The following is a 20,536-nucleotide window of genomic DNA, read 5'->3' as shown; positions in this document are numbered from 1 at the left end:
AGCGCGGTGTCGAACACGAACGCGTCGCTGCCCGTTCCGCCGAGCAGGCGGTCCGTCCCGGCGCCGCCGTTCAGCGTGTCGTCGCCGTCGTTGCCGTAGAGCTGGTCGCGGCCCGCCCCGCCCTGCAGGGTATCGTTGCCGAAGCCGCCGCTGAGCACGTCGTCGTCACCATCGCGCGGAACGGCGGCGATGCCGGGAAGGGAGGCGGCGGAGACGCGGCGGGCACGTTTATGACGTTCCGGTCCATGTATATCGCACGCCAGCTGCTTCCCGCTTTGATCGATCCGGACGAGCGGGCGTGCGATGGATCGCATGCGATCTGCATATCGGATTGCATGCGATCGTGAACGCGAAGTCGCTTGGGAGGAGAGTTGCGAAGCTGCTATCCTCGTGTCGTGCATCGTTCCAAACGAGCAGCTGGATTTCGAGCATGGATCTCTCCGACCGCGTGTCGATCATCTGCCGCGCCATTCGCCGCGCCATCCTCGAACAGGCCCTGGCGCCCGGCGACAAGCTGCCGGAGGATACGCTCGGCGAACGGTTCGGCGTCAGCCGCACCATCGCGCGGCATGCGCTCGGCCAGCTCGCGTCCGAGGGGCTGGTCGAGCTTCGCCGCAACCGGATCGCACTCGTCGCGACGCCCTCCTTCGAGGAGGCGCGGGACGAGTTCGACATCCGCCGCGAACTGGAACGGCTCGTCGTGCGCGCGCTGTGCGGCCAGCTCACCGCACGGCAGCTCGAGGAACTGACGGCGCATGTCACGGGGGAGGAAAAGGCGCGCGGCGGCCCGGAGGCTAATTCCATCCGCCTCGCCACCGAGTTCCACGTGAAGCTCGCCGAGATGACCGGCAAGCCGACGCTCACTCGCTATGTGCGCGAGATTGCCTATCGCTCCAGCCTGTCGCTGGCGACCTTCGGCCGGCCGCACTCCCCCGACTGCGCGATCTCCGAACATCGCGCGGTCATCGAGGCGCTGGCCGCCGGCGATGCCGATCGCGCGGCGGCCCTGATGGCCGAGCATCTCGATCAGGTCGCCACCCGCGCCTTCTTGAAGGCGCCGCCGTCGAGAGGCGATCTGATGGACATCCTCGCGCCCTATGCCGAAGCGGAGCGGTCCGGCGTCGGCGCACGCGCAGGCCGCGAGGCGGGCGATACCGCGCGGCCGCGGAACCGCCGACATGCGGCCGAGTGAATTTTCCGCTTGCGCGGCGAGCCTTCCTCCGTGCAGTCTGACTAAAGAAGTGCATGCAGCTATGATGCCCACTCGTTGAGCATCCGAAGCCCGGAAAAGCGGCGGATGGCCCAACCCGAACGCAACCGTCGAAAGGAAGAGGTCATGATCGCCAAGACATTTGCCGCCCTCGCGCTGGCCGCCGTCGCCTTCGCCGTGCCCGCTTCCGCCAAGACCCTGAACGTTGGGGCGAATGTCGGGAACGTGCCTTGGGAGTTTCAGGACGAGAAGGGCGACACGGTCGGCTTCGAGGTCGAGATGGTGAAGGAAATCGCCAAGCGGATCGGCTACGACGAGGTGAACATCGAGAACATCCCGTTCAACGGCCTGTTCTCGGCCGTGCAGTCGGGCCGCATCGACGCGGCGGTGTCCTCGATCACCATCACGAAGAAGCGGCTGGAATCGGTCTCCTTCGCCCAGCCCTACTACGACAGCGACCAGTCGCTGTCCGTGCTGAAGTCCTCCGGCATCGAGGGATTGAAGGGCCTGAAGGGCAAGACGGTCGGCATCGACACCGGCTCCACCGGCGACATGTGGGCGACCGAGCACCAGAAGGAATACGGCATCAGCGAGATCCGCCGCTTCGAGGGCCTCGCGCCCGCGATGCTCGACCTCGGCAACGGCGGCATCGACGGCTACGTCTCCGACATCCCCGCGGTCGCCTACTACATCAAGGACAAGCCGCAGTTCGCGGTGGTCGAGCGTATCAAGACCGGCGAGCAGTATTCGATCATGTTCGCCAAGGACTCGCCCCTGGCGAGCGAAGCGACGAAGGCGATCTCGGCGATGAAGAAGGAGGGCTTCGTCCAGCAGCTCCACGAGAAGTGGTTTGGCACCAAGCCCGACGCCTCGACCTCGACGGCCGCCGCGGCCGCCCAGCCCAAACTCTGAACGGCATGATACGCGGATGCCGGTGCACTGCCGGCATCCGCAAGGCATGAGGGAACGGCATGGGCATCGTCCAGACCTTCTTCAACGTCGACGTTCTCCTCCGCTACTATCCGCTGCTCCTGCAGGGGCTCGGCCGCACGGTGCTGCTGGGTCTTCTGTCGATCGTCCTCGGCCTGCTCGGCGGGCTGCTCCTGGCGCTGGTCAGGCTCTATGCGGCGAAGCCGCTCCGGGCGCTCGCCGTCGCCTATATCGACGTCTTCCGCGCCCTTCCCGTCCTGGTCTGGCTGGTGGTGGTCTACTACGCGCTGCCGTTCCTCGGCATCCGCTTCTCGCCGTTCGCGGCGGCGGTCTTCGCGCTTTCCACCGTATCGGCGGCCTATGCGGCCGAGATCTTCCGCGCCGGCATCGAGGCCATCCCGCGGGGACAGTTCGAGGCCGCCGATGCCCTCGGTCTCCACAGCTATCGGCGGATGCGGCATGTGATCCTACCGCAGGCGGTGCGGATCGTCATTCCGCCGCTCACCAACAACTCGATCAACGTCATGAAGGACACGGCGCTCGCATCCGTCGTGGCCCTGCCGGACCTTTTGAAGCAGGCGACGCAGGCGCAGGCGCTCGCCGCCAACCCGACGCCGCTGATCGGCGCGGCCGTGCTCTACCTCCTGATCCTCCTGCCGATGGTGCGCCTCGTCGCGCGCTACGAAACCAGCCAGGCGCGCCGCGGGGCGCGTTGAACGAAAGCATCCCGATGCAGCTCGACCTCGATTTCGTCCGCTCGCAGTTCCCGGCGCTGGCCGGCGAATGGGCCTATATGGACAATGCCGGCGGTTCCCAGGTGCTGCGGCGCGTCGCGGATCGCGTCGCCGACTATCTCCTCACCTCCAATGTCCAGACCGGCGCGAGCTACGCGCCGAGCCAGCTCTCGCTGAAGCGCGTATCCGAGACCCGCGACGCCTTCGCGCGGTTCATGAACTGCGATCCGGGCGAGATCGTCGAAGGGCCGAACACGACGATCCTCCTGCGCTTCCTGTCGGAGGCGATGACGAGCCGCCTCCGGCCCGGCGACGAGATCATCCTGACGAACGTCGATCACGAGGCGAATATCGGACCCTGGCTCCGCCACGAGGCGCGCGGCGTCACGATCAAGTGGTGGCGCTGCGACCCGGAAACCTTCGAGCTCGACCTGGACGACCTTCGCGCCCTCGTGACGGAGCGCACCAGGCTCGTCTGCGTGACGCACGCCTCGAACATCCTCGGCACGATCAATCCGATCCCGGAGATCGCGAGGATCGCGCACGAGGCGGGGGCCGAACTCGTGGTCGACGCCGTCGCCTACGCTCCGCACCGGGCGATCGACGTGAAGGCGCTGGGGGCCGACTACTACGTCTTCAGCGTCTATAAGGTGTTCGGGCCGCACCACGCCGTGATGTACGGCCGGCGCGACAAGCTGGAGGCGCTCGACAACATCTACCACTACTTCTTCGACAAGGACCGGGTGCCGCACAAGCTGGAGCCCGGCAACATCAACTACGAATGTGCCTGGGGCTCGATCGGCGCTGTCGACTACGTCGAGGAGCTCGGAACGCGCGCGGGCGCACCGAGGGGCCGCGCGGCGATCGAGGCCGGCTTCGCCCTGATCGCCGAGCAGGAGCGCGTCGTCACCGCGCGGCTGATGGATTTCCTCCTGTCGCGCAATTCCGTGCGCGTCGTCGGCCGTCCGTCGACGGCGGTCGAGGACCGCGTTTCCACCGTTTCCTTCACGGTCGGCGATGAGAGCTCGAAGCGCATCGTGGAAGCGGTTGACGCCGCCAAGGTCGGCATCCGCCACGGCGACTTCTACGCCCGGCGCGTGGTCGAGGAGCACGGGTTGATGCGGCAGGACGGCGTCGTGCGCGTGTCGATGATCCACTACAACACGGTGGAGGAGGTCGACCGCCTGATCGCCGCGCTGGAGCCGGCGCTGTGACGCTCGACCTCGCGATCCGCGGCGGCACGGTCGCGACCGCCTCCGACGTGTTCCGCGCCGATGTCGGGATCAAGGATGGCGGAATCGTCCAGATCGGCCTCGGCCTCGACGCGGCGGAGACGATCGACGCGACCGGCCGGCTGGTGCTGCCGGGCGGCATCGACAGCCACGTCCACATCGCGCAGCCCTCCGGCGACGGCATCGTGATGGCGGACGACTTCGAGAGCGGCACGCGCTCGGCGCTGTTCGGCGGCAACACCTGCGTGCTGCCCTTCTGCCTGCAGGCGAAGGGCCAGTCGCTGCGGGCGGCGGTCGAGGACTACCACGCGCTGGCGGCGGGCAACTGCTACACCGACGTCTCCTTCCACCTGATCGTCTCCGACCCGACGCCGGCGGTGCTGGGGCAGGAGCTGCCGGCGCTGGTGGCCGACGGCTACACCTCGTTCAAGGTGTTCATGACCTACGAGAACCTCCGGCTGAACGACGCCGAGATCCTCGCCACCATGGACACGGCGCGGCGCACCGGCGCGCTCGTCATGGTCCACTGCGAGAACGAGGACGCGATCCGCTACCTCATCGGCCGGCACGAGGCGGCCGGCGACGTGCGCCCCAGCGCCCACGCGACGACCCGGCCGGTGGCGGTGGAGCGCGAGGCGACGCACCGCGCGGTGTCGCTGGCGGAGATCGTCGACGTGCCGGTGGTGATCGTCCACGTCTCGAACGGCGCGGCGCTCGGCGAGATCCGCGCGGCGCGCGGACGCGGCCGCAAGGTCGTCGCCGAGACCTGCCCGCAATACCTGATGCTCACCGCCGCCGACCTCGACGGCATGGATTGGGAAGGCGCGAAGTTCGTCTGTTCCCCGCCGCCGCGGAACGAGACGGAGCAGCGCGCCTGCTGGACGGGAATCGAGCAGGGCGACTTCGATCTCTTCTCCTCGGATCACTGCCCGTTCCGTTACGACGATCCGTCCGGCAAGCTGAGCCCGAAGGGCCGAACGAGTTTCCGCCACGTGCCGAACGGCATTCCGGGCGTCGAGACGCGCCTGCCGATCCTGTTCTCGGAGGGCGTCGGCAAAGGCCGGATCGATCTCTCCCGCTTCGTCGCGTTGACGGCCACCAACCACGCCAGGCTCTACGGCCTGGAAAGGAAAGGCTCGATCGCGGTCGGCATGGACGCCGACATCGCGATCTGGGACCCGAAGGCCCGGCGCACCATCCGCCACGCCGACCTCCATGACGGCGCCGACTACAGCCCCTACGAGGGCATCGAAGTGACCGGCTGGCCGGAAACGGTGATCGTCGGCGGCCGGATCATGGTGCGGAACGGCGCGCTCGCCGGCGCCAAGGGAACCGGCCGCCATGTGCCGCGCTCGCTGTCGCTGCTCGGCGTCCGGCCGGCGGCGCCGGCGTGACGAGCGGCGGCGTGGCGGCGATGTTCCAGAGCTACGCGCTGTTTCCGCACTTCTCCGTCCTCGACAACGTCGCCTTCCCGAAGATGAAGCGGGGTCGCGAAGGCGGAGCGGTACCGCAAGGCCGGCGCGGCGATGGAGTTCGTCGACCTCTCGGCTTCGCCAGGCGCATGCCGGCACAGCTTTCCGGCGACCAGCAGCGGCGCGCGGCGCTCCCCCGCGCACTCGTCAGCGATTCGGGTATCCTGATCCTCGACGAGCCGCGCTCCGTGCTGGACCCGTTCCTGCGGCTGAAGGTCCGCACCGGGCTGAAGCGCCCGCAGCGCGAGCTCGGCATCTCGTTCCTCCGCGTCACGCACGGTCAGACCGAGCCGACGATCGCCGCGCTCGAAGACGTGCGGCGCGTAGGCGTCGAACTGGAACCACCAGAGGCAGAAGCGACGGGGTTCGTAGATCGGCGTGCGCCACCGGATCGTCGCGGGCGCCCCGAGTTGCGGCTGGTAGGCCAGCGCCTAGGCGGTCCATCGGGTCGCGAGCCAAACCGATCACCCCCTCGACAGCGTCGAGCCTTTCCCGTCCGGACGTCGGCACCGTCCTACGCGACGGCGGCCGACCCGCAGACTCGGTTCGACAGGAAGCTCGCATCCAGTTCGGACAGATCGTTGATGCCGAGGAGTGCCATATCGCGGTGGATTTCCTCCTTGAGGATGGAGAGCGCGCGTTCGATGCCCGACACGCCGAACGCCGCCGCCGCGTAAAGGAACGGTCGGCCGACGAAAACGAAGCCGGCCCCGAGCGCGAGCGCCTTCAAGACGTCCGTCCCGCGCCGCACGCCGCCGTCGAGCATGACGGCAGCCCTCCCGGCGACCGCATCCGCAACGGCGGGAAGGGCGTCGAGGGGGGCGATCGTGCCGTCGAGCTGCCGCCCGCCGTGGTTGGAAACGACGATGCCGTCGACGCCGCGAAGGACGGCTGCGACCGCGTCGTCGGCGCGGATGATACCCTTGACCGCGAGCTTGCCCGGCCAACGCTTCCGGATTCGCTCCAGATGACTCCAATTCAAGTGGTCGCGTTTGCCGAAGTCGCGCATCACCGAGCGGGCGACGATCGGCGCCCCGCGCGTCGCGTAGGAGTTCTCGAAGTGCGGCACGCCGTGGAGCGCGAGCGTCCTCAGGAAGGTGCCGATCGTCCATCGTGGATGCGACAAGCCCTGCCAGGCAAGCGACAGGCTCGGACGAAGCGGCGTCGAGAAGCCCGCGCGGATATTATTCTCGCGGTTGGCCAGGATCGCGGTGTCGACGGTCAGGACGAGCGTCTGGAAGCCGGCCGCGATCACCCGGTCGACAAGCGCGTCGATGCGGTCCGGCTCGCCCGGAAGATAGGCCTGGAACCAGGACGAGGGCGCCGCCGCCGCGACTTCCTCCAGCCGGATCAGCGAGGACCCGCTCATGACCATCGGGATGCCGGCCGCCTCGGCCGCCCGGGCTAGGACCATGTCGCCGCGATAGGCCATCAGCGCGCTGATGCCCATCGGCGCGATGCCGAAGGGGGCTGCGTACTCGACGCCGAGGAGACTGGTTCGTTGGGTGCGTCCCGACACGTCGGTCAGGATGCGCGGCTGGAAGCCGTATCGCTGGAACGAAGCGGCGTTGTTCCGCAACGAGGCATTCGTTTCGCTCGCTCCGGCGATGTAGCCGAAAAGCGGACGAGGCAGGGTCCGCCGCGCGTGAGCCTCGAAGTCGTCGAGGGAAAGCACGCCGCGCAGGTACCGCGACGGCTTCGACGCCGCGACCGTCGGAAAGGCCTCGCGGCGGCTCGCGACGAAGCCACCCGCCCTGTTGTTCGCGTCGTCCGTCATCCTGTCATGATCCCGAGCCTTCGTCCGGCCGTCCCGTCGCCGTCAGTTCTCGCTTTCCTCGAAGGCGACTTTTCGATTCTTGCGGATGGACGGAAGCACGAGCATGAGGAGCATCGCGGCGGTGATGGCGAGCAGCGCGCCGCTGATCGGGCGTTCCACGAAGACCAGCGGATCACCCTGCGACAGAAGCAGCGCGCGGCGCAAGTTGGTTTCCAGCAGCGGTCCGAGCACGAAGCCGAGCAACAGCGGGCCGGCCTCGCATTGCGCCTTGCGCAGGATGTAGCCGAGTACGCCGAACAGGATCACCAGCGCGACGTCGAACCCGCGGTTGTTGATGCTGTAGACGCCGACGCAGCAGAACAGGAGGATCGCCGGGTACATCAGGCGGTACGGCACCTTCAGGAGCTTCACCCAGAGCCCGATCAGCGGCAGGTTGATCACGAGCAGCATCGCGTTGCCGAGCCACATGGAGGCGACGAGGCCCCAGAACAGCTCCGGCTGGTTCTGGATGACGCTCGGCCCCGGCGTGATGCCGTGGATGGTCATCGCGCCGAGCATCATCGCCATGATCGAGTTCGATGGAATGCCGAGCGTCAGGAGCGGGATGAAGGAGGACTGAGCGCCGGCATTGTTGGCCGATTCCGGCCCCGCGACGCCCGCGATCGCGCCCTGGCCGAACTTTTCCGGCTGGCGCGAGATCTTCTTCTCCACCGAATAGGCGCTGAAGGCCGAAAGCGTCGCGCCGCCCCCCGGCAGAACGCCGAGGATCGTGCCGACGGCGGTGCCGCGCAGAACGGCCCCCCAGCTTTCCCTGAACTCCTCGCGCGTCGGCCAGAGGCGCCCGATCGTGCTCTGGAGGACGCCGCGCTGTTCCTTGGACTCGAGGTTCACCGCGATCTCCGCGACGCCGAAGAGGCCGACGGCGATCACCACGAACTCGATGCCGTCGTAGAGTTCCGTGGAACCGAAGGTGAGGCGCGTCGAGCCCGAGTTGACGTCGATGCCGACCATGCCGAGCAGCAGGCCGAGGCAGACCATGCCGATCGCCTTGACCACCGAGCCGTGCGCGAGGATCGTCGCGGCGAGGAGGCCGAAGACGCAGAGCGCGACGTATTCCGCCGGACCGAACGACAGCGCGAAGCGCGACAGGGTCGGGCCGGCGACGGCGAGCGCGATCGTCGCGACGGTGCCGGCGAAGAACGACCCCAGCGCCGCGATCGCGAGCGCCGCGCCCGCCCGGCCCTTGCGCGCCATCTGGTAGCCGTCGATCGCCGTCACCACGGCGGAAGCCTCGCCCGGCAGGTTGACGAGGATCGCCGTCGTCGAGCCGCCGTACTGCGCGCCGTAGAAGATGCCGGACAGCATGATGAGCGCCGCGAGCGGCGGCAGGAAGAAGGTGATCGGCAGAAGGATCGCCACCGTCGCCGTCGGGCCGATGCCGGGCAGGACGCCGATCAGCGTGCCGAGCAGCGCGCCGATGAAGCAGAACAGAAGGTTCGTCGGCGTGAACGCCTCCGAGAACCCCAGCATCAGGAGGTCGATGAAGTGCATCGGTTCGAATCCAAACGGGGTCGGAACGGATCAGAAGGGCCAGATCGGCATCTGGACCTCGAGGCCCATGATGAAGACGACCGCGCCTGCGGCGGTGAGGATCAGCGTCGAGATCGCGATCTCCCGCCAACGCGATTCCTCGTCGGCGAGGCTGCCGACGACGAGAAGCCACGCGGTCGCGGCCACGAAGCCGAGGGGCTCGGACATGAAGGCGAAACCGGCGATGGCGAGAACGAGGATCGCGAGCGGCTTGACGTTCACCAGCCCGAGGCCCGTCGAGGGCTTCACCAGCCCCTTCGCCAGCACGAAGCCGCCGATCGCGATCAGCAGCCCGCACATGACGCGGGGCAGGAAGCCCGGCCCCATCATCGCGGGCGTCCCGAAGGACAGGGTGCGCCCGGCCCAAAGGCCGAGCAGGCCGATGCCGATCATCAGACCGCCGGCGAGAAGGTCGGGAAGATCGCGCTTCCCGTCCGTCGTTGTCGCCTGCATCACTGCACCCAGGGCGTTTCCGCCCAGATCCGGCGGAATTCCTCAATGCGGCCCGGCATCTGCGCTTCCCATTCGGAGCCCGGCAGGTAGGCCAGCGGCAGGGCGAGCTGCTTGGCTTGGCTCTGGAACTGCGGATCGTCGAGCGTCGCCTTCACGGCGTCGGCGAACTTCGCCGAGATGTCCTCCGGCGTCGCGCGCGGGGCGGCGATCCCGCGCTCGGAGGTCATGAACACCTCGTAGCCCTGCTCGGCCGCCGTCGGCACGTCCGGAAGCTGTGGCGAGCGCGCCTTGCCGAAATGGGCGATCATGCGCAGGCCCGCCGGGTCCGCGCCGGCGAATTCGCTGATGTTGAGGCCGCCGGCCGAAACCTGCGAGCCGAGGATCGCCGTCTTGGTTTCGCCCGCCCCGCTGAACGGGATATGGGTGAAGGTCGCGCCACCCTTCGCGCCGAGCAGGATGATGGCGAGGTGATCGTCCGTGCCGACGCCCGACGAGCCGAAGGAGATGGTGCCCGGTGCGGCCTTCGCCGCCTCCACGAAGTCCTTCAGCGTCTTGATCTCGGAGGACTCCGGCACGACGACGGCGGACGGATCGTCGACGATGCGCGCGATCGGCTTGATGTCCTTCGGATCGTAGCCGAGCTGGCGCTGCACCTGCATCGACAGGAAGCCCGGCGTGTTGATGTAGGCGAAGGTGTAGCCGTCGGGCTTGGCCTTCGCGAGCGCCGTGTAGGCGATCTCGCCGGAAGCGCCGGGACGGTTCTCGATCACGATGTCGGCGCCGAGACGCTTTTCGAGATACGGCTCCATCGCCCTCGCCATGACGTCGGTCGAACCGCCGGGCGCGAAGGCGACGATCATCTGGATCGGCCGGTCGCTCGGCCATTCGGCCCGGGCGGCCGTGCCGGCGGCCGTGAGCATGGTGGCGGCCAGAATGGCCGTCTTCATTGCGGTCTTCATCGTGTTCCTCCCAGACTTCGATCGATGCGGCGACCCGGCTCGCCCTTATTCAGGTCCCGGGCGTCCTCCCATGGCGACCGACAACCGTGCGGCGCCATCGAGGAGAATGGGCAGATGAGCGGCCACCGCCGCGTCGGTGAAACGGCTCGGTGGCCCCGTCAGGCAGAGCGCGCCGAACAGGGCGCGGCCGTCTCGGAAGACCGGAGTGGCGAGACTGGCGACCTGAGGGTCGCGCTCGCCGCGAGTGCAGTGCCAGCCACGGGCCTTGATCTCTCCTGCGAGCGGATCGTCGCCGCCGTCGAACGCCAGGATGACGCGACCCGGCGCGCCACGGTCCAAGGGCATCGTGTCTCCGACGCGGGCCGAATGGCGGATCGGCTGACTGGATTCGTGCCGGAACAGGCAGACCCGCATGTCGCCTTCCCGGGCGTAGAAGGTCGCGCTTTCGCCGGTTCTGTCGCTGAGTTCCGCCAGCAGCGGCTCGACGATCGATGCAGGGCGGAACGTCGACTGGTAGATCGCGCCCAGCCGGACGAGCTTCGGCCCCAGCCGCCAGCTCGCGTCCTCGTTACGCACGAGCATGCTGGATTTGGCGAGAGAGCGCGCGATCCGCAGCACGGTCGCCTTATCCAGTTCCGTACGGCGCGCGAGCTCGCCCAGCGACAGCGACGCGTCGCGATCCGTGAATGCCTCCAGCAACGAGATCGCCCGCTCGACCGCGGCGACCCCGGATGCGTTTCCGGGCATGACCTCCTCCTCCAAAGACGACAACCGTTGTACTAGGTACACCGCCTTTTCAATGAGTACAATACTTGATAGTCATGGCCCGTCAAGTCCGGGAGGAGGCACGAGAATGTCCGAAGCTCGCGATGCGGGTTCGCCGCCGCCTGAACCGGTGCACACCGTGCTCGTGACGGGGGCCGAACTCGTCGAGGAGGCACGACTGTTCCTGGCGGCGAATGGAGTAAGGGCGATCTACGCCGATGGATACGCCTCGTCGGCGGAGCTTGCCGAACTCGCCCGCCGTGAGGCGATCGATGGCCTTCTCGTGCGACAGGGCAAGATCGATGCGGACGTCATCGGCGCTTCGCCGCGCTTGCAGGTGATCGCCAAGCACGGCAGCGGCGTCGACAACATCGACCTCGCCGCCGCGTCCGCGCGCGGGGTTCCCGTTCTTCGCGCCCTGGCCGCGAATGCCCAATCCGTTGCCGAACTGGCGATCACCCTGTCGATCGCCCTGATGAAGGACGTGGGCCGGCTGGATTTCGCCGTGAAGAACGGCGAGTGGCCGAAGACGCGCTACGTCGGCCGCGACATCGCCGGGGCGACCTTCGGCGTCGTCGGTTTCGGCGAGATCGGACGTCGCGCCGCCGCCTTGGCGAAGGGGCTCGGCATGCGGACGCTCGCCTTCGATCCGATCGCCGAGCCGGGCGTCGCGGCGGACGGCACCCAGGTCGTGCGCGACCTCGACGAGGTGCTGCGGGAAAGCGACGTCGTCAGCCTCCATTGTCCGCTGACCGACGCGACCCGACACCTGATGAACGCCGAGCGGCTTTCGCTGATGAAGCGCGACGCCTTCCTCGTGAATACCGCACGCGGCACCGTGATCGACGAGGCTGCATTGGTGGCGGCACTGCGGGACGGCATCATCGCGGGCGCCGGTCTCGACAGCTTCGAGGAGGAGCCGCCCCGCCCCGACCATCCGCTCTGGAGCCTGCCGAACGTCCTCGCGACCCCGCACGTCGCGGGTGCGAGCCGCTCGGCGCTCCGGAACATGGCGGTGCAGAGCGCCTCCGGCATCGTCGGCGTCCTTCAGGGTCGGGGTTACGACGAGCGCGCCTGCGCGAACAAGCCGTCCGCGCGGGCGGCCTGACGTCTCAATCCGGAGCCGACCGGGCTTCGTCAAGCGAGGGAAGAACAGCATGATCGGTTTTCGGGTATGCCCCGTGCGGCGTCGCGTCGACGCGCAGTGGACGGGCAAGTTCCGCGACCTGCCCGTCGCCAACCTCAGCGACGTGATGTCCCGCATGACCGCCGGCGGGGCGTCGCTCCGCGCCATGCATGCCGGCGGCCGGATGATCGGCCCGGCGGTGACCGTCAAGACCCGGCCGGGCGACAACCTGATGGTCCACAAGGCCCTCGACATCGCCGAACCCGGCGACGTCGTCGTGGTGGATGCCGGCGGCGACCTCACCAACGCGATCATCGGCGAACTCATGGTCGCCCACGCCATCCAGCGAGGGCTCGGCGGCATCGTCATCCACGGCGCGATCCGGGACAGCGCGGAGATCGCGGATGGCGACTTTCCCGTGTTCGCCGCGGGCGTCACCCATCGCGGTCCCTACAAGGACGGCCCCGGCGAAGTGAACGTGCCGATCGCCATCGGGGGCATGGTGATCGAGCCTGGCGACCTCGTTTGTGGCGACGCCGATGGATTGCTCGCGGTGCCGTTCGATCGGGTCGCCGAGGTTCACGCGGCGGCGACGAGGAAGCACGAAGCCGAGACGCGGCAGATGGAGAGCATTAAGGCAGGGCGGAACGATCGCGCCTGGGTCGATGCGGCACTCCAAAAGCTCGGCTGCGCGATCACGACCTGAACGGAAAAAATCCACGGCGCGACCAGGAGGTTCCGCGCCCGACGCGCGACCTCGACGCTGCGACGCGAAGGCCCGCCAGAGACGCGGAAGGTGACCGCGCGGCCATCGAATGCGGTGATGCGCTGCGACGAGATAGCGACGCGGTGGGCGTAGCGCGAGAAGTGGGCCAACACGGCTTCTGGCCCTGCGAAAGGCGGCCTGGCGTAGACCGCCCAGCGCTTGCGGAGGACCGGCGCAGGCGCGGGGATCGCACAAGCGGGCGAGCATGCCGCGGAATCGCTGCCCACGCAGTCGCATTCTGTCTCGCGATGGGAAGCCGAGCGGACTGCCGACCTACCTTTGCCGCCGCAGGATCATGCCGGCGTGATGCAGCGTGTTTTCGTCGACGAAGTCGCCGTCGGCGGTGAAGCCGGTGTCGTCCCGGTATTCGATACGGGTGCCCGTCACCTCATAGCGCCCTCGGTAGGCGCTCTCGCGGCGGCCCCGCGCCTCGTCGTAGCGGTTGTTCGGCAAAAGCTCGTGCCGGACATGGCCGTCGTCGGTGACCCACAGGCCGACATAGGGGTGCGGTGCTGCCGTCATGGCTGTCTGTCCGAAAGCGAGGGCGGGAGGGATCGCGACGAGCATCGCCGCGGCGAAGGTGAGCGGCCGCATCAGTACGCGGCTCTGGTCGGGCGGACGACGATCTCGTTGACGTCGACGTCGTCGGGCTGTTCCAGCGCGTAGCGCACCGCCCGGCCGATCGCGTCGGGCTGCAGCGCGACGGCGCGGTACGCCTTCATCGCCTCCGCCGCCGAGGCGTCGGTGATCGTGTCGGCCAGTTCGCTTTCCACGACGCCCGGGTGGATGCAGGTGACGCGGATGTCGCGCCGCTCCTGCCGGAGCCCATCCGAGATCGCCCGGACGGCGAACTTCGTCGCGCAGTAGACGGCCGCCGTCGGCGAGACGGTCAGCGCCCCGACCGAGGCGATGTTGACGACGTGGCCGGCGCCGCGCGCCGTCATCTCGGGCAGCACCGCGGCGATGCCGTAGAGCACGCCCTTGATGTTGACGTCGACCATCCGGTCCCATTCCTCGACCTTCAGCGAGGCCATCGGCGAGAGCGGCATGACGCCGGCGTTGTTGACGATCGCGTCGACCCGGCCGAACTCGGCCCTTGCGGCCTCGGCGAAGGCGGCGACGTCGAGGCGGTCGGTGACGTCGAGGCGGCGGGTCGCGACCCTCGCGCCGGCCTCGCGCAGTTCGGCCGCCAGCGCGTCGAGGCGGTCCACCCGGCGGGCGCCGAGCATCAGCGTCGCGCCGGCCGCCGCCAGCTCGCGGGCGATGCCGGCACCGATCCCGCTCGACGCGCCGGTGATGAGTACGGTCTTTTCGAGCATCAGGGCTTTTCCCATGCAGAATTCTCAAGGGGACGGATATCTCGGCCGCACCGACCGATCCCGCCCTTCGAACAGGTAGGCCGAACCGTTTGTCGCCGGTATGCTGCCGTCGGGCGACACGGTGATCAGGCGGAGTTACCAATGCGGCTCGATCTGAACGCGCTGGCGGTTTTCGCGCTGGTGGCGGAAGAGCGGAACTTCCGTGCCGCCGCCGACCGGCTGGGCGTGACGCGCTCGGCGGTGAGCATGTCGATCCGGCGGCTCGAAGATGCGATGGGCGTCGCCCTGGTGCTGCGTACCACGCGCAGCGTCGGCCTGACCGAAGCCGGCGAGCGGCTCTACGCGAACGCGGCGCCGGCGATCGCGGACATGCGCTCGGCGGTCGACGTCGCGCGCCACCTCGCCGAGCGGCCGAGCGGCCGGTTGCGCCTCGCGGTGTCCTCCATCGCCGACGGCTTCCTGTCCGGACCGCTGCTCGCCGGCTTCGCCGAGGCCTGTCCGGACGTGCAGCTCGACGTCACCGTCACCGACGAGGAGATCGACATCGTGACGGAAGGCTTCGACGCCGCCGTGCGGCTCGGCGAGGTCATCGAGCAGGACATGATCGCCTTGCCGATCTCGGGCGACCAGCGGCAGATCGCCGTCTGTTCGCCGGCCTATCTGGCGCGCCGCGGAGCGCCCGCGCATCCGCGCGACCTTGCCGCGCACCGCTGTGTCGGCTGGCGCCCAACGCCGCGCGCCGCCCCGTATCGGTGGGAGTTCACCGAAGCCGGCCGCGACTTCGGTGTCGACGTCGAGCCCGAAGTCACCACCAACGACATGGGCCTGATGATCCGCATGGCGCTCGCCGGCGCCGGCATCACCTTCGGCATGGAGGAAACGTTCCGGCCCCACCTCCGGCGCGGCGAGCTCGTGCCGCTGCTGGAAGACTTCTGCGCCGGCTTCCCAGGCTTCTTCATCTACTATCCCGGTCGCCGGACCGCGGCGCCGAAGCTGCGCGCCCTGCTCGACCACATCCGGCACGGCCGGCGCCGACCCGGACGCGGCCTCGAAGCCGACGAGCAAGCGGCGCCGTAGACCCGCCGACGCGGCATCCATCGGTACGGGCGGTAACGCGACCGCGACGCGGATCGCGCTGGCCGGGGGAGCGTGCACCGATTTCTCGCCGCCGAACGCATCGACCCGCACCGGCGCGTCCGCGGCCCGAACGCTCCGCCACGCTGCGGGGCCTGCAGATGCCCTCGGTCCGCACTGCATTTGGCAACTCGAACTGACCGCCGTGTCGTCCGGCTGCGGGATGCCGGAGACGGAAACGCATCCTAGCTTCGGCTCACCGATCGGAAGCCGATCGGCCGGGCAGCGGCAACCGCGATGCGAGTATCGCCGTCGAGCTTGGCGACGTTCACAGCCCGCTGCCGAAGGCGCAATCCACCGACGATCGATTCCATCTCGAGGAAGGAAACGCACGCATGTCCCTTGCATCCGCTCCCACTCGCCTCGCGAGCCCTTGCCGCGCCGCTCTCCTTGCCATCGCGCTCGCGTCGGCAGCCCTGCCTGCCGCGGCGCGGACGCCTCCGTCCACCGGTCCCATCGAGCAGCGGAACCAGGCCGCCGTGCGCGACGCCTTCACCGCGTGGGAAGCAGGCACCGGCGCAATCGCGTCGTTGCTGGCGTCCGACGTCGTTTGGACGATCCAGGGCTCCGGCCCGATCGCCGGCACCTATCGCGGTCGCGATGCGTTCGTGGAGCGCGCGTCGAAGCCGCTCGTCAGCCGGCTGGCGACACCGCTCGTCCCAAAGGTCCACAACGTCTGGGCGGTCGATGACAGGGTCATCGTGCGCTTCGATGCCTCCGCGACGACGACGGGCGGACATCGCTATTCCAACCAGTACGTCTGGATCATGAAGATGCGGGACGGCTCGGTCGCGGAGGCGGAAGCCTTCCTCGATCTCGTCGCCTACCAGAAGGTCGTCGACGAGAACGAGCCGAAACCCAAAGGGTAAGCACGCCGCACAGGATCAGCGACAGGATCGTTGCGACGACGACGTTTCGGAGGCCATTGCTGAAGAACCCTTGTCCGCGGTCGCCGGATGCTCGTGGAAGAAAGGCGCGAAGCGGCCGCCCCCCCCCCCGACCGACATATTGCCCGCTCGGAGTTCGTCCGTGCGATGCGCGAGATCGAATCCAGCCGACGCGGCTTGCTGAGTGACTGAGGAGAACGGCAACGCGCGCCACATCATGAGCAGAGCGCTCGAGACCGGCATGTCGGACGAACGGTACAAGGCGGAAATCGCGGCTTGGTCGATCCTCGACGCCGGCCGGAAGCCGGCCGGCGGCTGAGATCAGCGGCTGAACCGACCGTCGGAAAGCAAAACGCCCGCCGGGGGAGGAACCGGCGGGCGTCGTGTGTGGCCTGCGACTATGGGAGGAACTCAACGCAGACCGATCCACGTCGGCCCTGGGAGGAGAACAGGCCGGCGCGAAACTGCGGAAGCGTCAGCGGCTCGACTGGCGGGCGACGGCCGGAATGTCCCAGCGGGAGATGCCGAGGTCGGCAAGCTCGCGGTTCGACAGGCGGTCAAGCTCGTTCACGGTCGAGCGGTAGGAGCGATAGCTGCGGAGGGCGCGGGTGATGTTCATCGTGGTGTCCTTGGTCTCGGCTCCGATCGGTCGGCGCCGGCTTGGTCTTCATCTCTCTTCGACGCTCCAGAGATGTGCATCCGCCGCGCCTGACAGAAGTGACGCGAACGCATGGGAGCCGTGTCGCCCTTCGATGGATTGCGGCGGCGCGCTCCGCGAAATCAGCTTTGAAGCCGGCCGTCGAGATCAGCGTTCACCAGCCGGATGCCTCAGTTCGTCCGGCCGGCAAGACAGCGCTTCAGCGCGGCGTCGCCATCGGCGCGAGCCGGCGCCTCTGCCCCGGCGGCGACCTGAAAGTCGGAGTTCGTCTCGAAGCTGTTGGTGTAGGTCTGTTCGGCGTAGCGTCGGCAAAACTCGGGCGATCCGCGACGTGCCGTGTTCGCACCGATGGTGCCCACGCCATACGTCGGGGCGTTGGGTGAAACGGCGGTACACCCGGCCGCCGCGAGCAACGCGATGCTGCCGGCCAGCGAGGCGAACGTGCGCGCGTTGGTGACGCGGACGCTCATCGCCTCGGCACTGGCGCGACAGGAGTTGTCGTTTGAACGCCTGATCCCGGCAGCGTCGTGCTCGAGGGCTGCGGTCTCGTAGTGCGCGATCCGCTCGGTGCCGCCGGCATGGGACGCGGCACGGTCGGCGTCGTGGTCGTTGGCGCGTTCGTCAGGGGGCTAGTTGCCAGCGGGCGCGGGACGATCGGCGTCGTCGACGGCCTTGAGATGCGCGGGCCGGTTTGCGCCGAAACGGTTGCCGGGAGCAGGGCGATGATGACGGCGCACAGCAGCGCTGGAACGACGGCACCCACTTCGCGGCGACGATGCATCGCTGACCTCCCGGTGTTGAACCTTTCAGGAGATGGCACGAACGGAGCCTTTGATCAGCGCACCAAACGTCGCGCCACGGCCGGGATATCGGCGCGGGTGATGCCGAGGTCTGCGAGGAGATGGTTCGGAAAGCGGTTCAGCCCGGCGCGGGTCTCACGGACGCGGCGCCAGGTGCGGATGGTACGGGCGATGTTCACCCATGTCCTCTCGGCTTCTCGTCGATGGAAGCCGGCTGCTTCTGTTCGATCCTCGGTAATGTCTGTTAAAGGCGGCCGACAGAAGGGATGCGAACGCGTGGGAGCTGTGCCCACGCATTGGCTACGCCCATAGGCGGCGAGCGGACGACAGACCGGAACGATAATCACACGCGATGGCTGAATGGTGGCGGAGTAGAAACAGCCTAGATAGGAAATTTGGAGCGGGCGAAGGGATTCGAACCCTCGACCCCAACCTTGGCAAGGTTGTGCTCTACCCCTGAGCTACACCCGCCCGCTCCGGCAGCGTCAAGCTGCGGTGGCGGCTATATGACCGATGGCGGAACCGAATGCAAGCCCTTCGCACCGGCGTTGCTCCGGAAAACTGGACGGAGTTTCGGAGCGTCTTGCGGGCGATCGGGAGCCCTTCTACCAAGCCTCGTCAGTTGTCCCGCATCGGAAGTTGTTCGCGGACGGCACGCAGGAGGAAATCCCGTTGAGCAAGACCGAGGACGACCTTCTCCAATTCCTGAACCGGCTTGGCATCGACACACGCACCGTCGAGCATCCGCCCCTCCATACCGTCGAGGAGAGTCGCAGCCTACGCGGCGAACTCGCCGGCGGCCATACCAAGAACCTGCTGCTCAAGGACAAGAAAGGGCGGCTGTTCCTCGTGGTCGCCGAGGAGGATCGGGCGATCGACCTGAAGACGCTTCACCAGCGAATCGGCGGCCAGGGCCGGCTGTCCTTCGTCGATGCGGATCGCATGCGGGAGATCCTCGGCGTCGCGCCAGGCTCCGTCACGGCCTTCGGCCTCCTCAACGATGCCGAGCACCGGGTGACCCTCGTGCTTGATGCCGGACTTCTGTCGCACGATATGGTGAACTGCCACCCGCTGCGGAACACGGCGACGACCACGATACGGCGCGACGATCTGCTTCGCTTCTTCCAGGCGACGGGACATGACCCGGCGGTCGTCGATTTCGGTCCGACCGGCGCAACGCAAGCGTGAAGGGCGTAAGCGCCCGCGAAGGAGAATGACGGGAATGAGCAACGGCTTCTTCGGCGCGAATTTCGGCGGCCGCCCTCACCGTGGAGCGGAAACCCCCGCTGGAAGTGGTGGAACGCCTCCCGCGGCGTCGGCCGGCGCCGATGGCTTCGTCAAGGACGTAACCACCGCCTCCTTTTCCGCCGATGTCATCGCCGCCTCGCGCCAGCAGCCGGTGATCGTCGATTTCTGGGCGCCGTGGTGCGGCCCCTGCAAGCAGCTGACGCCGATCCTGGAGAAAGTGGTGAAGGCGGCGGGCGGGCGGGTACGGCTCGCCAAGATGAACATCGACGAACATCCCTCGATCGCCGGCCAGCTCGGCGTTCGCTCCATTCCGGCGGTCTTCGCCTTCGTGGGCGGACAGCCCGTGGACGGCTTCATGGGCGCGATGCCGGAGTCGGAAGTGAAGGCGTTCGTGGATCGGCTGCTCGGCGGCGCAGATGGCGGAGCCGATCCGATCGTGGCGGCGCTGGAGGAGGCGAAGGCGAGGCTGGCCGCCGGCGACGCCTCAGGTGCCGCGCAGTTCTTCGCAGCTGTCCTACAGGAGGAGCCTGAGAATGCCGCCGCGATCGCCGGGCTTGCGGAGTGCTATCTGGAGGCGGGCGACGTGCAGCGCGCGGAAGCGCTCCTCACGGGCGCTCCGGTCGACAAGCAGGGTGATGCGGCCTTCGCCGGCATCCGGGCCAAGCTGAAGCTCGCCGCGGAAACCGCCGGTCTCGGCGATCCGCGCGCCCTTCTGGAACGCGTGCAGACGGACGCGAACGACCATCAGGCGCGTTTCGATCTGGCGCTGATCGCGCAGGCGCGCAACCGGCGCGCGGATGCGGCCGAGGGCCTCCTGGAAATCATCCGGCGCGATCGGGCCTGGAACGACGACGGTGCGCGACGCAAGCTGCTCGAACTCTTCGACGTCTGGGGCGCGGCCGATCCGGCGACGCGCGATGCGCGTCGGCGCCTTTCGGCGCTGCTGTTTTCATAAACGATCGCGAGACAGCCATCCGCCGGGCAATCACTTGAGTTCCCCGCCGGCGACGCCAAGTCCCCGGGGAACTAGGGAGGCTGCGCCAGTGGTTGTCGCCGGAAACGTGAACTACCGGAGCGGAAGCGATCTGCCGGCGGAAGTTCCGATCTTCCCGCTGGAAGGCGCGTTGCTGCTTCCGGCGGGACAGATGCCCCTCAACATCTTCGAGCCGCGCTATATCGCGATGATCGACGAGGCGCTGCGGCGAGACCGGATAATCGGGATGATCCAGCCGCGGTTCGACGGGACGCTGGAAGCGGATGGCGAACCGACCTTATGCAATGTCGGTTGTCTCGGGCGCATCACATCGCTCAGCGAAACGGGGGACGGGCGCTACATCGTCAATCTGCATGGAGTGGCGCGTTTCCGGGTCGAGAAGGAAACGACCCTTTCCTCCGTGCCGTATCGTTGTTGTCGGATTGGGGCGTTTTTAGGGGATTTGGTTTCGGGTTCGGGGGTTGATTTGGTGGATCGGGAGG

At 68.1% G+C, this 20,536-nt stretch carries 22 protein-coding genes, 1 tRNA gene and 3 pseudogenes; 13 read left to right on the top strand and 13 right to left on the bottom strand.

Annotated features, from left to right (window positions below; genetic code table 11):
- Window positions 1-314, bottom strand: a pseudogene (locus F6X38_RS24185) (hypothetical protein); the annotation flags it as partial.
- 116 nt (window positions 315-430) lie between these two features.
- Between F6X38_RS24185 and F6X38_RS23015 the strand changes: the two are divergent.
- The 6 genes and pseudogenes from F6X38_RS23015 to F6X38_RS24045 form a co-directional block, all read left to right on the top strand.
- Window positions 431-1,192 (top strand): GntR family transcriptional regulator, encoded by a 762-nt coding sequence (locus F6X38_RS23015; RefSeq protein WP_150974041.1) that lies wholly within the window; start codon window positions 431-433, stop codon window positions 1,190-1,192.
- Window positions 1,193-1,336: 144 nt separating this feature from the next.
- A complete protein-coding gene (locus F6X38_RS23010) occupies window positions 1,337-2,122 on the top strand; it encodes a transporter substrate-binding domain-containing protein (protein ID WP_150974039.1) in 786 nt (261 codons plus the stop codon).
- Between the two features lie 59 nt (window positions 2,123-2,181).
- Window positions 2,182-2,856 carry an amino acid ABC transporter permease gene (locus F6X38_RS23005; protein ID WP_150974037.1) on the top strand — a complete coding sequence of 225 codons (675 nt, stop codon included), beginning with the start codon at window positions 2,182-2,184 and terminating at the stop codon, window positions 2,854-2,856.
- Window positions 2,857-2,870: 14 nt separating this feature from the next.
- Complete coding sequence (locus F6X38_RS23000; RefSeq protein WP_150974035.1) at window positions 2,871-4,088, top strand: cysteine desulfurase-like protein; 1,218 nt, start codon at window positions 2,871-2,873, stop codon at window positions 4,086-4,088.
- A complete protein-coding gene (gene hydA, locus F6X38_RS22995; RefSeq protein ID WP_150974033.1) occupies window positions 4,085-5,500 on the top strand; it encodes a dihydropyrimidinase in 1,416 nt (471 codons plus the stop codon). Before F6X38_RS23000 ends, hydA begins: the two co-directional genes overlap by 4 nt.
- A pseudogene (locus F6X38_RS24045) lies at window positions 5,497-5,748 on the top strand (Fe3+/spermidine/putrescine ABC transporter ATP-binding protein); the annotation flags it as partial. The gene hydA and the pseudogene F6X38_RS24045, both read left to right, overlap by 4 nt.
- A gap of 344 nt (window positions 5,749-6,092) precedes the next feature.
- Here F6X38_RS24045 and F6X38_RS22985 read toward each other — a convergent pair.
- From F6X38_RS22985 to F6X38_RS22965, 5 genes are read right to left on the bottom strand one after another with little or no spacing between them, the layout of a single operon-like run.
- The gene (locus F6X38_RS22985; protein WP_150974031.1) at window positions 6,093-7,355 is read right to left on the bottom strand and encodes an alpha-hydroxy acid oxidase; all 1,263 of its coding nucleotides are present in this window, start codon (window positions 7,353-7,355) and stop codon (window positions 6,093-6,095) included.
- 42 nt (window positions 7,356-7,397) lie between these two features.
- On the bottom strand, window positions 7,398-8,906 hold the full coding sequence (locus F6X38_RS22980) for a tripartite tricarboxylate transporter permease (protein ID WP_150974029.1): 1,509 nt from the start codon (window positions 8,904-8,906) through the stop codon (window positions 7,398-7,400).
- A 30-nt stretch (window positions 8,907-8,936) separates the two neighbouring features.
- On the bottom strand, window positions 8,937-9,398 hold the full coding sequence (locus F6X38_RS22975; protein WP_150974027.1) for a tripartite tricarboxylate transporter TctB family protein: 462 nt from the start codon (window positions 9,396-9,398) through the stop codon (window positions 8,937-8,939).
- Complete coding sequence (locus F6X38_RS22970; protein ID WP_150974025.1) at window positions 9,398-10,357, bottom strand: tripartite tricarboxylate transporter substrate binding protein; 960 nt, start codon at window positions 10,355-10,357, stop codon at window positions 9,398-9,400. The genes F6X38_RS22975 and F6X38_RS22970 overlap by 1 nt, the downstream gene beginning before the upstream one ends.
- Window positions 10,358-10,402: 45 nt before the next feature.
- Window positions 10,403-11,104 carry an IclR family transcriptional regulator gene (locus F6X38_RS22965; RefSeq protein ID WP_150974023.1) on the bottom strand — a complete coding sequence of 234 codons (702 nt, stop codon included), beginning with the start codon at window positions 11,102-11,104 and terminating at the stop codon, window positions 10,403-10,405.
- 106 nt (window positions 11,105-11,210) lie between these two features.
- Here F6X38_RS22965 and F6X38_RS22960 point away from each other — a divergent pair, with 106 nt between their 5' ends.
- Both F6X38_RS22960 and F6X38_RS22955 read left to right on the top strand, forming a co-directional pair.
- Window positions 11,211-12,230 (top strand): hydroxyacid dehydrogenase, encoded by a 1,020-nt coding sequence (locus F6X38_RS22960; RefSeq protein ID WP_150974022.1) that lies wholly within the window; start codon window positions 11,211-11,213, stop codon window positions 12,228-12,230.
- 49 nt (window positions 12,231-12,279) lie between these two features.
- Entirely contained in the window at window positions 12,280-12,954 is a 675-nt protein-coding gene (locus F6X38_RS22955) for an RraA family protein (protein WP_150974020.1), read from the top strand.
- Window positions 12,955-13,037: 83 nt separating this feature from the next.
- On the opposite strand, the pseudogene F6X38_RS22950 reads toward F6X38_RS22955, so the two are convergent.
- The 3 genes and pseudogenes from F6X38_RS22950 to F6X38_RS22940 form a co-directional block, all read right to left on the bottom strand.
- Window positions 13,038-13,190 (bottom strand): annotated as a pseudogene (locus F6X38_RS22950) (transposase); the annotation flags it as partial.
- 97 nt (window positions 13,191-13,287) lie between these two features.
- On the bottom strand, window positions 13,288-13,581 hold the full coding sequence (locus tag F6X38_RS22945; protein ID WP_246191506.1) for an Atu4866 domain-containing protein: 294 nt from the start codon (window positions 13,579-13,581) through the stop codon (window positions 13,288-13,290).
- Window positions 13,582-13,607: 26 nt separating this feature from the next.
- Window positions 13,608-14,336 carry an SDR family oxidoreductase gene (locus tag F6X38_RS22940; protein ID WP_150974045.1) on the bottom strand — a complete coding sequence of 243 codons (729 nt, stop codon included), beginning with the start codon at window positions 14,334-14,336 and terminating at the stop codon, window positions 13,608-13,610.
- Window positions 14,337-14,474: 138 nt separating this feature from the next.
- Here F6X38_RS22940 and F6X38_RS22935 point away from each other — a divergent pair, with 138 nt between their 5' ends.
- Both F6X38_RS22935 and F6X38_RS22930 read left to right on the top strand, forming a co-directional pair.
- Window positions 14,475-15,410: a LysR family transcriptional regulator gene (locus F6X38_RS22935; RefSeq protein ID WP_150974016.1), complete on the top strand. Its 936-nt coding sequence runs from the start codon at window positions 14,475-14,477 to the stop codon at window positions 15,408-15,410.
- A gap of 392 nt (window positions 15,411-15,802) precedes the next feature.
- A complete protein-coding gene (locus tag F6X38_RS22930; RefSeq protein WP_150974014.1) occupies window positions 15,803-16,336 on the top strand; it encodes a nuclear transport factor 2 family protein in 534 nt (177 codons plus the stop codon).
- Window positions 16,337-16,829: 493 nt separating this feature from the next.
- On the opposite strand, the gene F6X38_RS22925 is transcribed toward F6X38_RS22930, so the two are convergent.
- The 4 genes from F6X38_RS22925 to F6X38_RS22910 form a co-directional block, all read right to left on the bottom strand.
- Window positions 16,830-16,973 (bottom strand): DUF1127 domain-containing protein, encoded by a 144-nt coding sequence (locus tag F6X38_RS22925; protein ID WP_150974012.1) that lies wholly within the window; start codon window positions 16,971-16,973, stop codon window positions 16,830-16,832.
- Between the two features lie 209 nt (window positions 16,974-17,182).
- Complete coding sequence (locus F6X38_RS22920) at window positions 17,183-17,482, bottom strand: hypothetical protein (RefSeq protein ID WP_150974010.1); 300 nt, start codon at window positions 17,480-17,482, stop codon at window positions 17,183-17,185.
- A 365-nt stretch (window positions 17,483-17,847) separates the two neighbouring features.
- Window positions 17,848-17,991 (bottom strand): DUF1127 domain-containing protein, encoded by a 144-nt coding sequence (locus F6X38_RS22915; RefSeq protein ID WP_150974008.1) that lies wholly within the window; start codon window positions 17,989-17,991, stop codon window positions 17,848-17,850.
- 217 nt (window positions 17,992-18,208) lie between these two features.
- Window positions 18,209-18,283, bottom strand: a tRNA-Gly gene (locus F6X38_RS22910).
- 201 nt (window positions 18,284-18,484) lie between these two features.
- Here F6X38_RS22910 and F6X38_RS22905 point away from each other — a divergent pair.
- The 3 genes from F6X38_RS22905 to F6X38_RS22895 form a co-directional block, all read left to right on the top strand.
- On the top strand, window positions 18,485-19,000 hold the full coding sequence (locus F6X38_RS22905) for a prolyl-tRNA synthetase associated domain-containing protein (protein WP_425482908.1): 516 nt from the start codon (window positions 18,485-18,487) through the stop codon (window positions 18,998-19,000).
- 25 nt (window positions 19,001-19,025) lie between these two features.
- Window positions 19,026-20,015, top strand: coding sequence for a thioredoxin (gene trxA / locus F6X38_RS22900; RefSeq protein WP_150974007.1), 990 nt, complete (start codon window positions 19,026-19,028; stop codon window positions 20,013-20,015).
- 88 nt (window positions 20,016-20,103) lie between these two features.
- On the top strand, window positions 20,104-20,536 hold a 433-nt coding region (locus tag F6X38_RS22895; protein WP_246191505.1), incomplete at its 3' end, for an LON peptidase substrate-binding domain-containing protein.

It is taken from the genome of Plantimonas leprariae, assembly GCF_008802405.1.
Classification (GTDB): domain Bacteria; phylum Pseudomonadota; class Alphaproteobacteria; order Rhizobiales; family Rhizobiaceae; genus Plantimonas; species Plantimonas leprariae.
Note: the sequence above shows the minus strand (reverse complement) of the source record. Positions and strands in the feature narration are given on the sequence as shown.

Bases quoted from the DNA above. Each gene is read 5' to 3' on its own strand.
- F6X38_RS23015 (WP_150974041.1), top strand. From the start codon at position 431: ATGGATCTCTCCGACCGCGTGTCGATCATCTGCCGCGCCATTCGCCGC.
- F6X38_RS23010 (WP_150974039.1), top strand. From the start codon at position 1,337: ATGATCGCCAAGACATTTGCCGCCCTCGCGCTGGCCGCCGTCGCCTTC.
- F6X38_RS23005 (WP_150974037.1), top strand. From the start codon at position 2,182: ATGGGCATCGTCCAGACCTTCTTCAACGTCGACGTTCTCCTCCGCTAC.
- F6X38_RS23000 (WP_150974035.1), top strand. From the start codon at position 2,871: ATGCAGCTCGACCTCGATTTCGTCCGCTCGCAGTTCCCGGCGCTGGCC.
- F6X38_RS22985 (WP_150974031.1), bottom strand. From the start codon at position 7,355: ATGACGGACGACGCGAACAACAGGGCGGGTGGCTTCGTCGCGAGCCGC.
- F6X38_RS22980 (WP_150974029.1), bottom strand. From the start codon at position 8,906: ATGCACTTCATCGACCTCCTGATGCTGGGGTTCTCGGAGGCGTTCACG.
- F6X38_RS22975 (WP_150974027.1), bottom strand. From the start codon at position 9,398: ATGCAGGCGACAACGACGGACGGGAAGCGCGATCTTCCCGACCTTCTC.
- F6X38_RS22970 (WP_150974025.1), bottom strand. From the start codon at position 10,357: ATGAAGACCGCAATGAAGACGGCCATTCTGGCCGCCACCATGCTCACG.
- F6X38_RS22965 (WP_150974023.1), bottom strand. From the start codon at position 11,104: ATGCCCGGAAACGCATCCGGGGTCGCCGCGGTCGAGCGGGCGATCTCG.
- F6X38_RS22960 (WP_150974022.1), top strand. From the start codon at position 11,211: ATGTCCGAAGCTCGCGATGCGGGTTCGCCGCCGCCTGAACCGGTGCAC.
- F6X38_RS22955 (WP_150974020.1), top strand. From the start codon at position 12,280: ATGATCGGTTTTCGGGTATGCCCCGTGCGGCGTCGCGTCGACGCGCAG.
- F6X38_RS22945 (WP_246191506.1), bottom strand. From the start codon at position 13,581: ATGCTCGTCGCGATCCCTCCCGCCCTCGCTTTCGGACAGACAGCCATG.
- F6X38_RS22935 (WP_150974016.1), top strand. From the start codon at position 14,475: ATGCGGCTCGATCTGAACGCGCTGGCGGTTTTCGCGCTGGTGGCGGAA.
- F6X38_RS22930 (WP_150974014.1), top strand. From the start codon at position 15,803: ATGTCCCTTGCATCCGCTCCCACTCGCCTCGCGAGCCCTTGCCGCGCC.
- F6X38_RS22925 (WP_150974012.1), bottom strand. From the start codon at position 16,973: ATGAACATCACCCGCGCCCTCCGCAGCTATCGCTCCTACCGCTCGACC.
- F6X38_RS22920 (WP_150974010.1), bottom strand. From the start codon at position 17,482: ATGAGCGTCCGCGTCACCAACGCGCGCACGTTCGCCTCGCTGGCCGGC.
- trxA (WP_150974007.1), top strand. From the start codon at position 19,026: ATGACGGGAATGAGCAACGGCTTCTTCGGCGCGAATTTCGGCGGCCGC.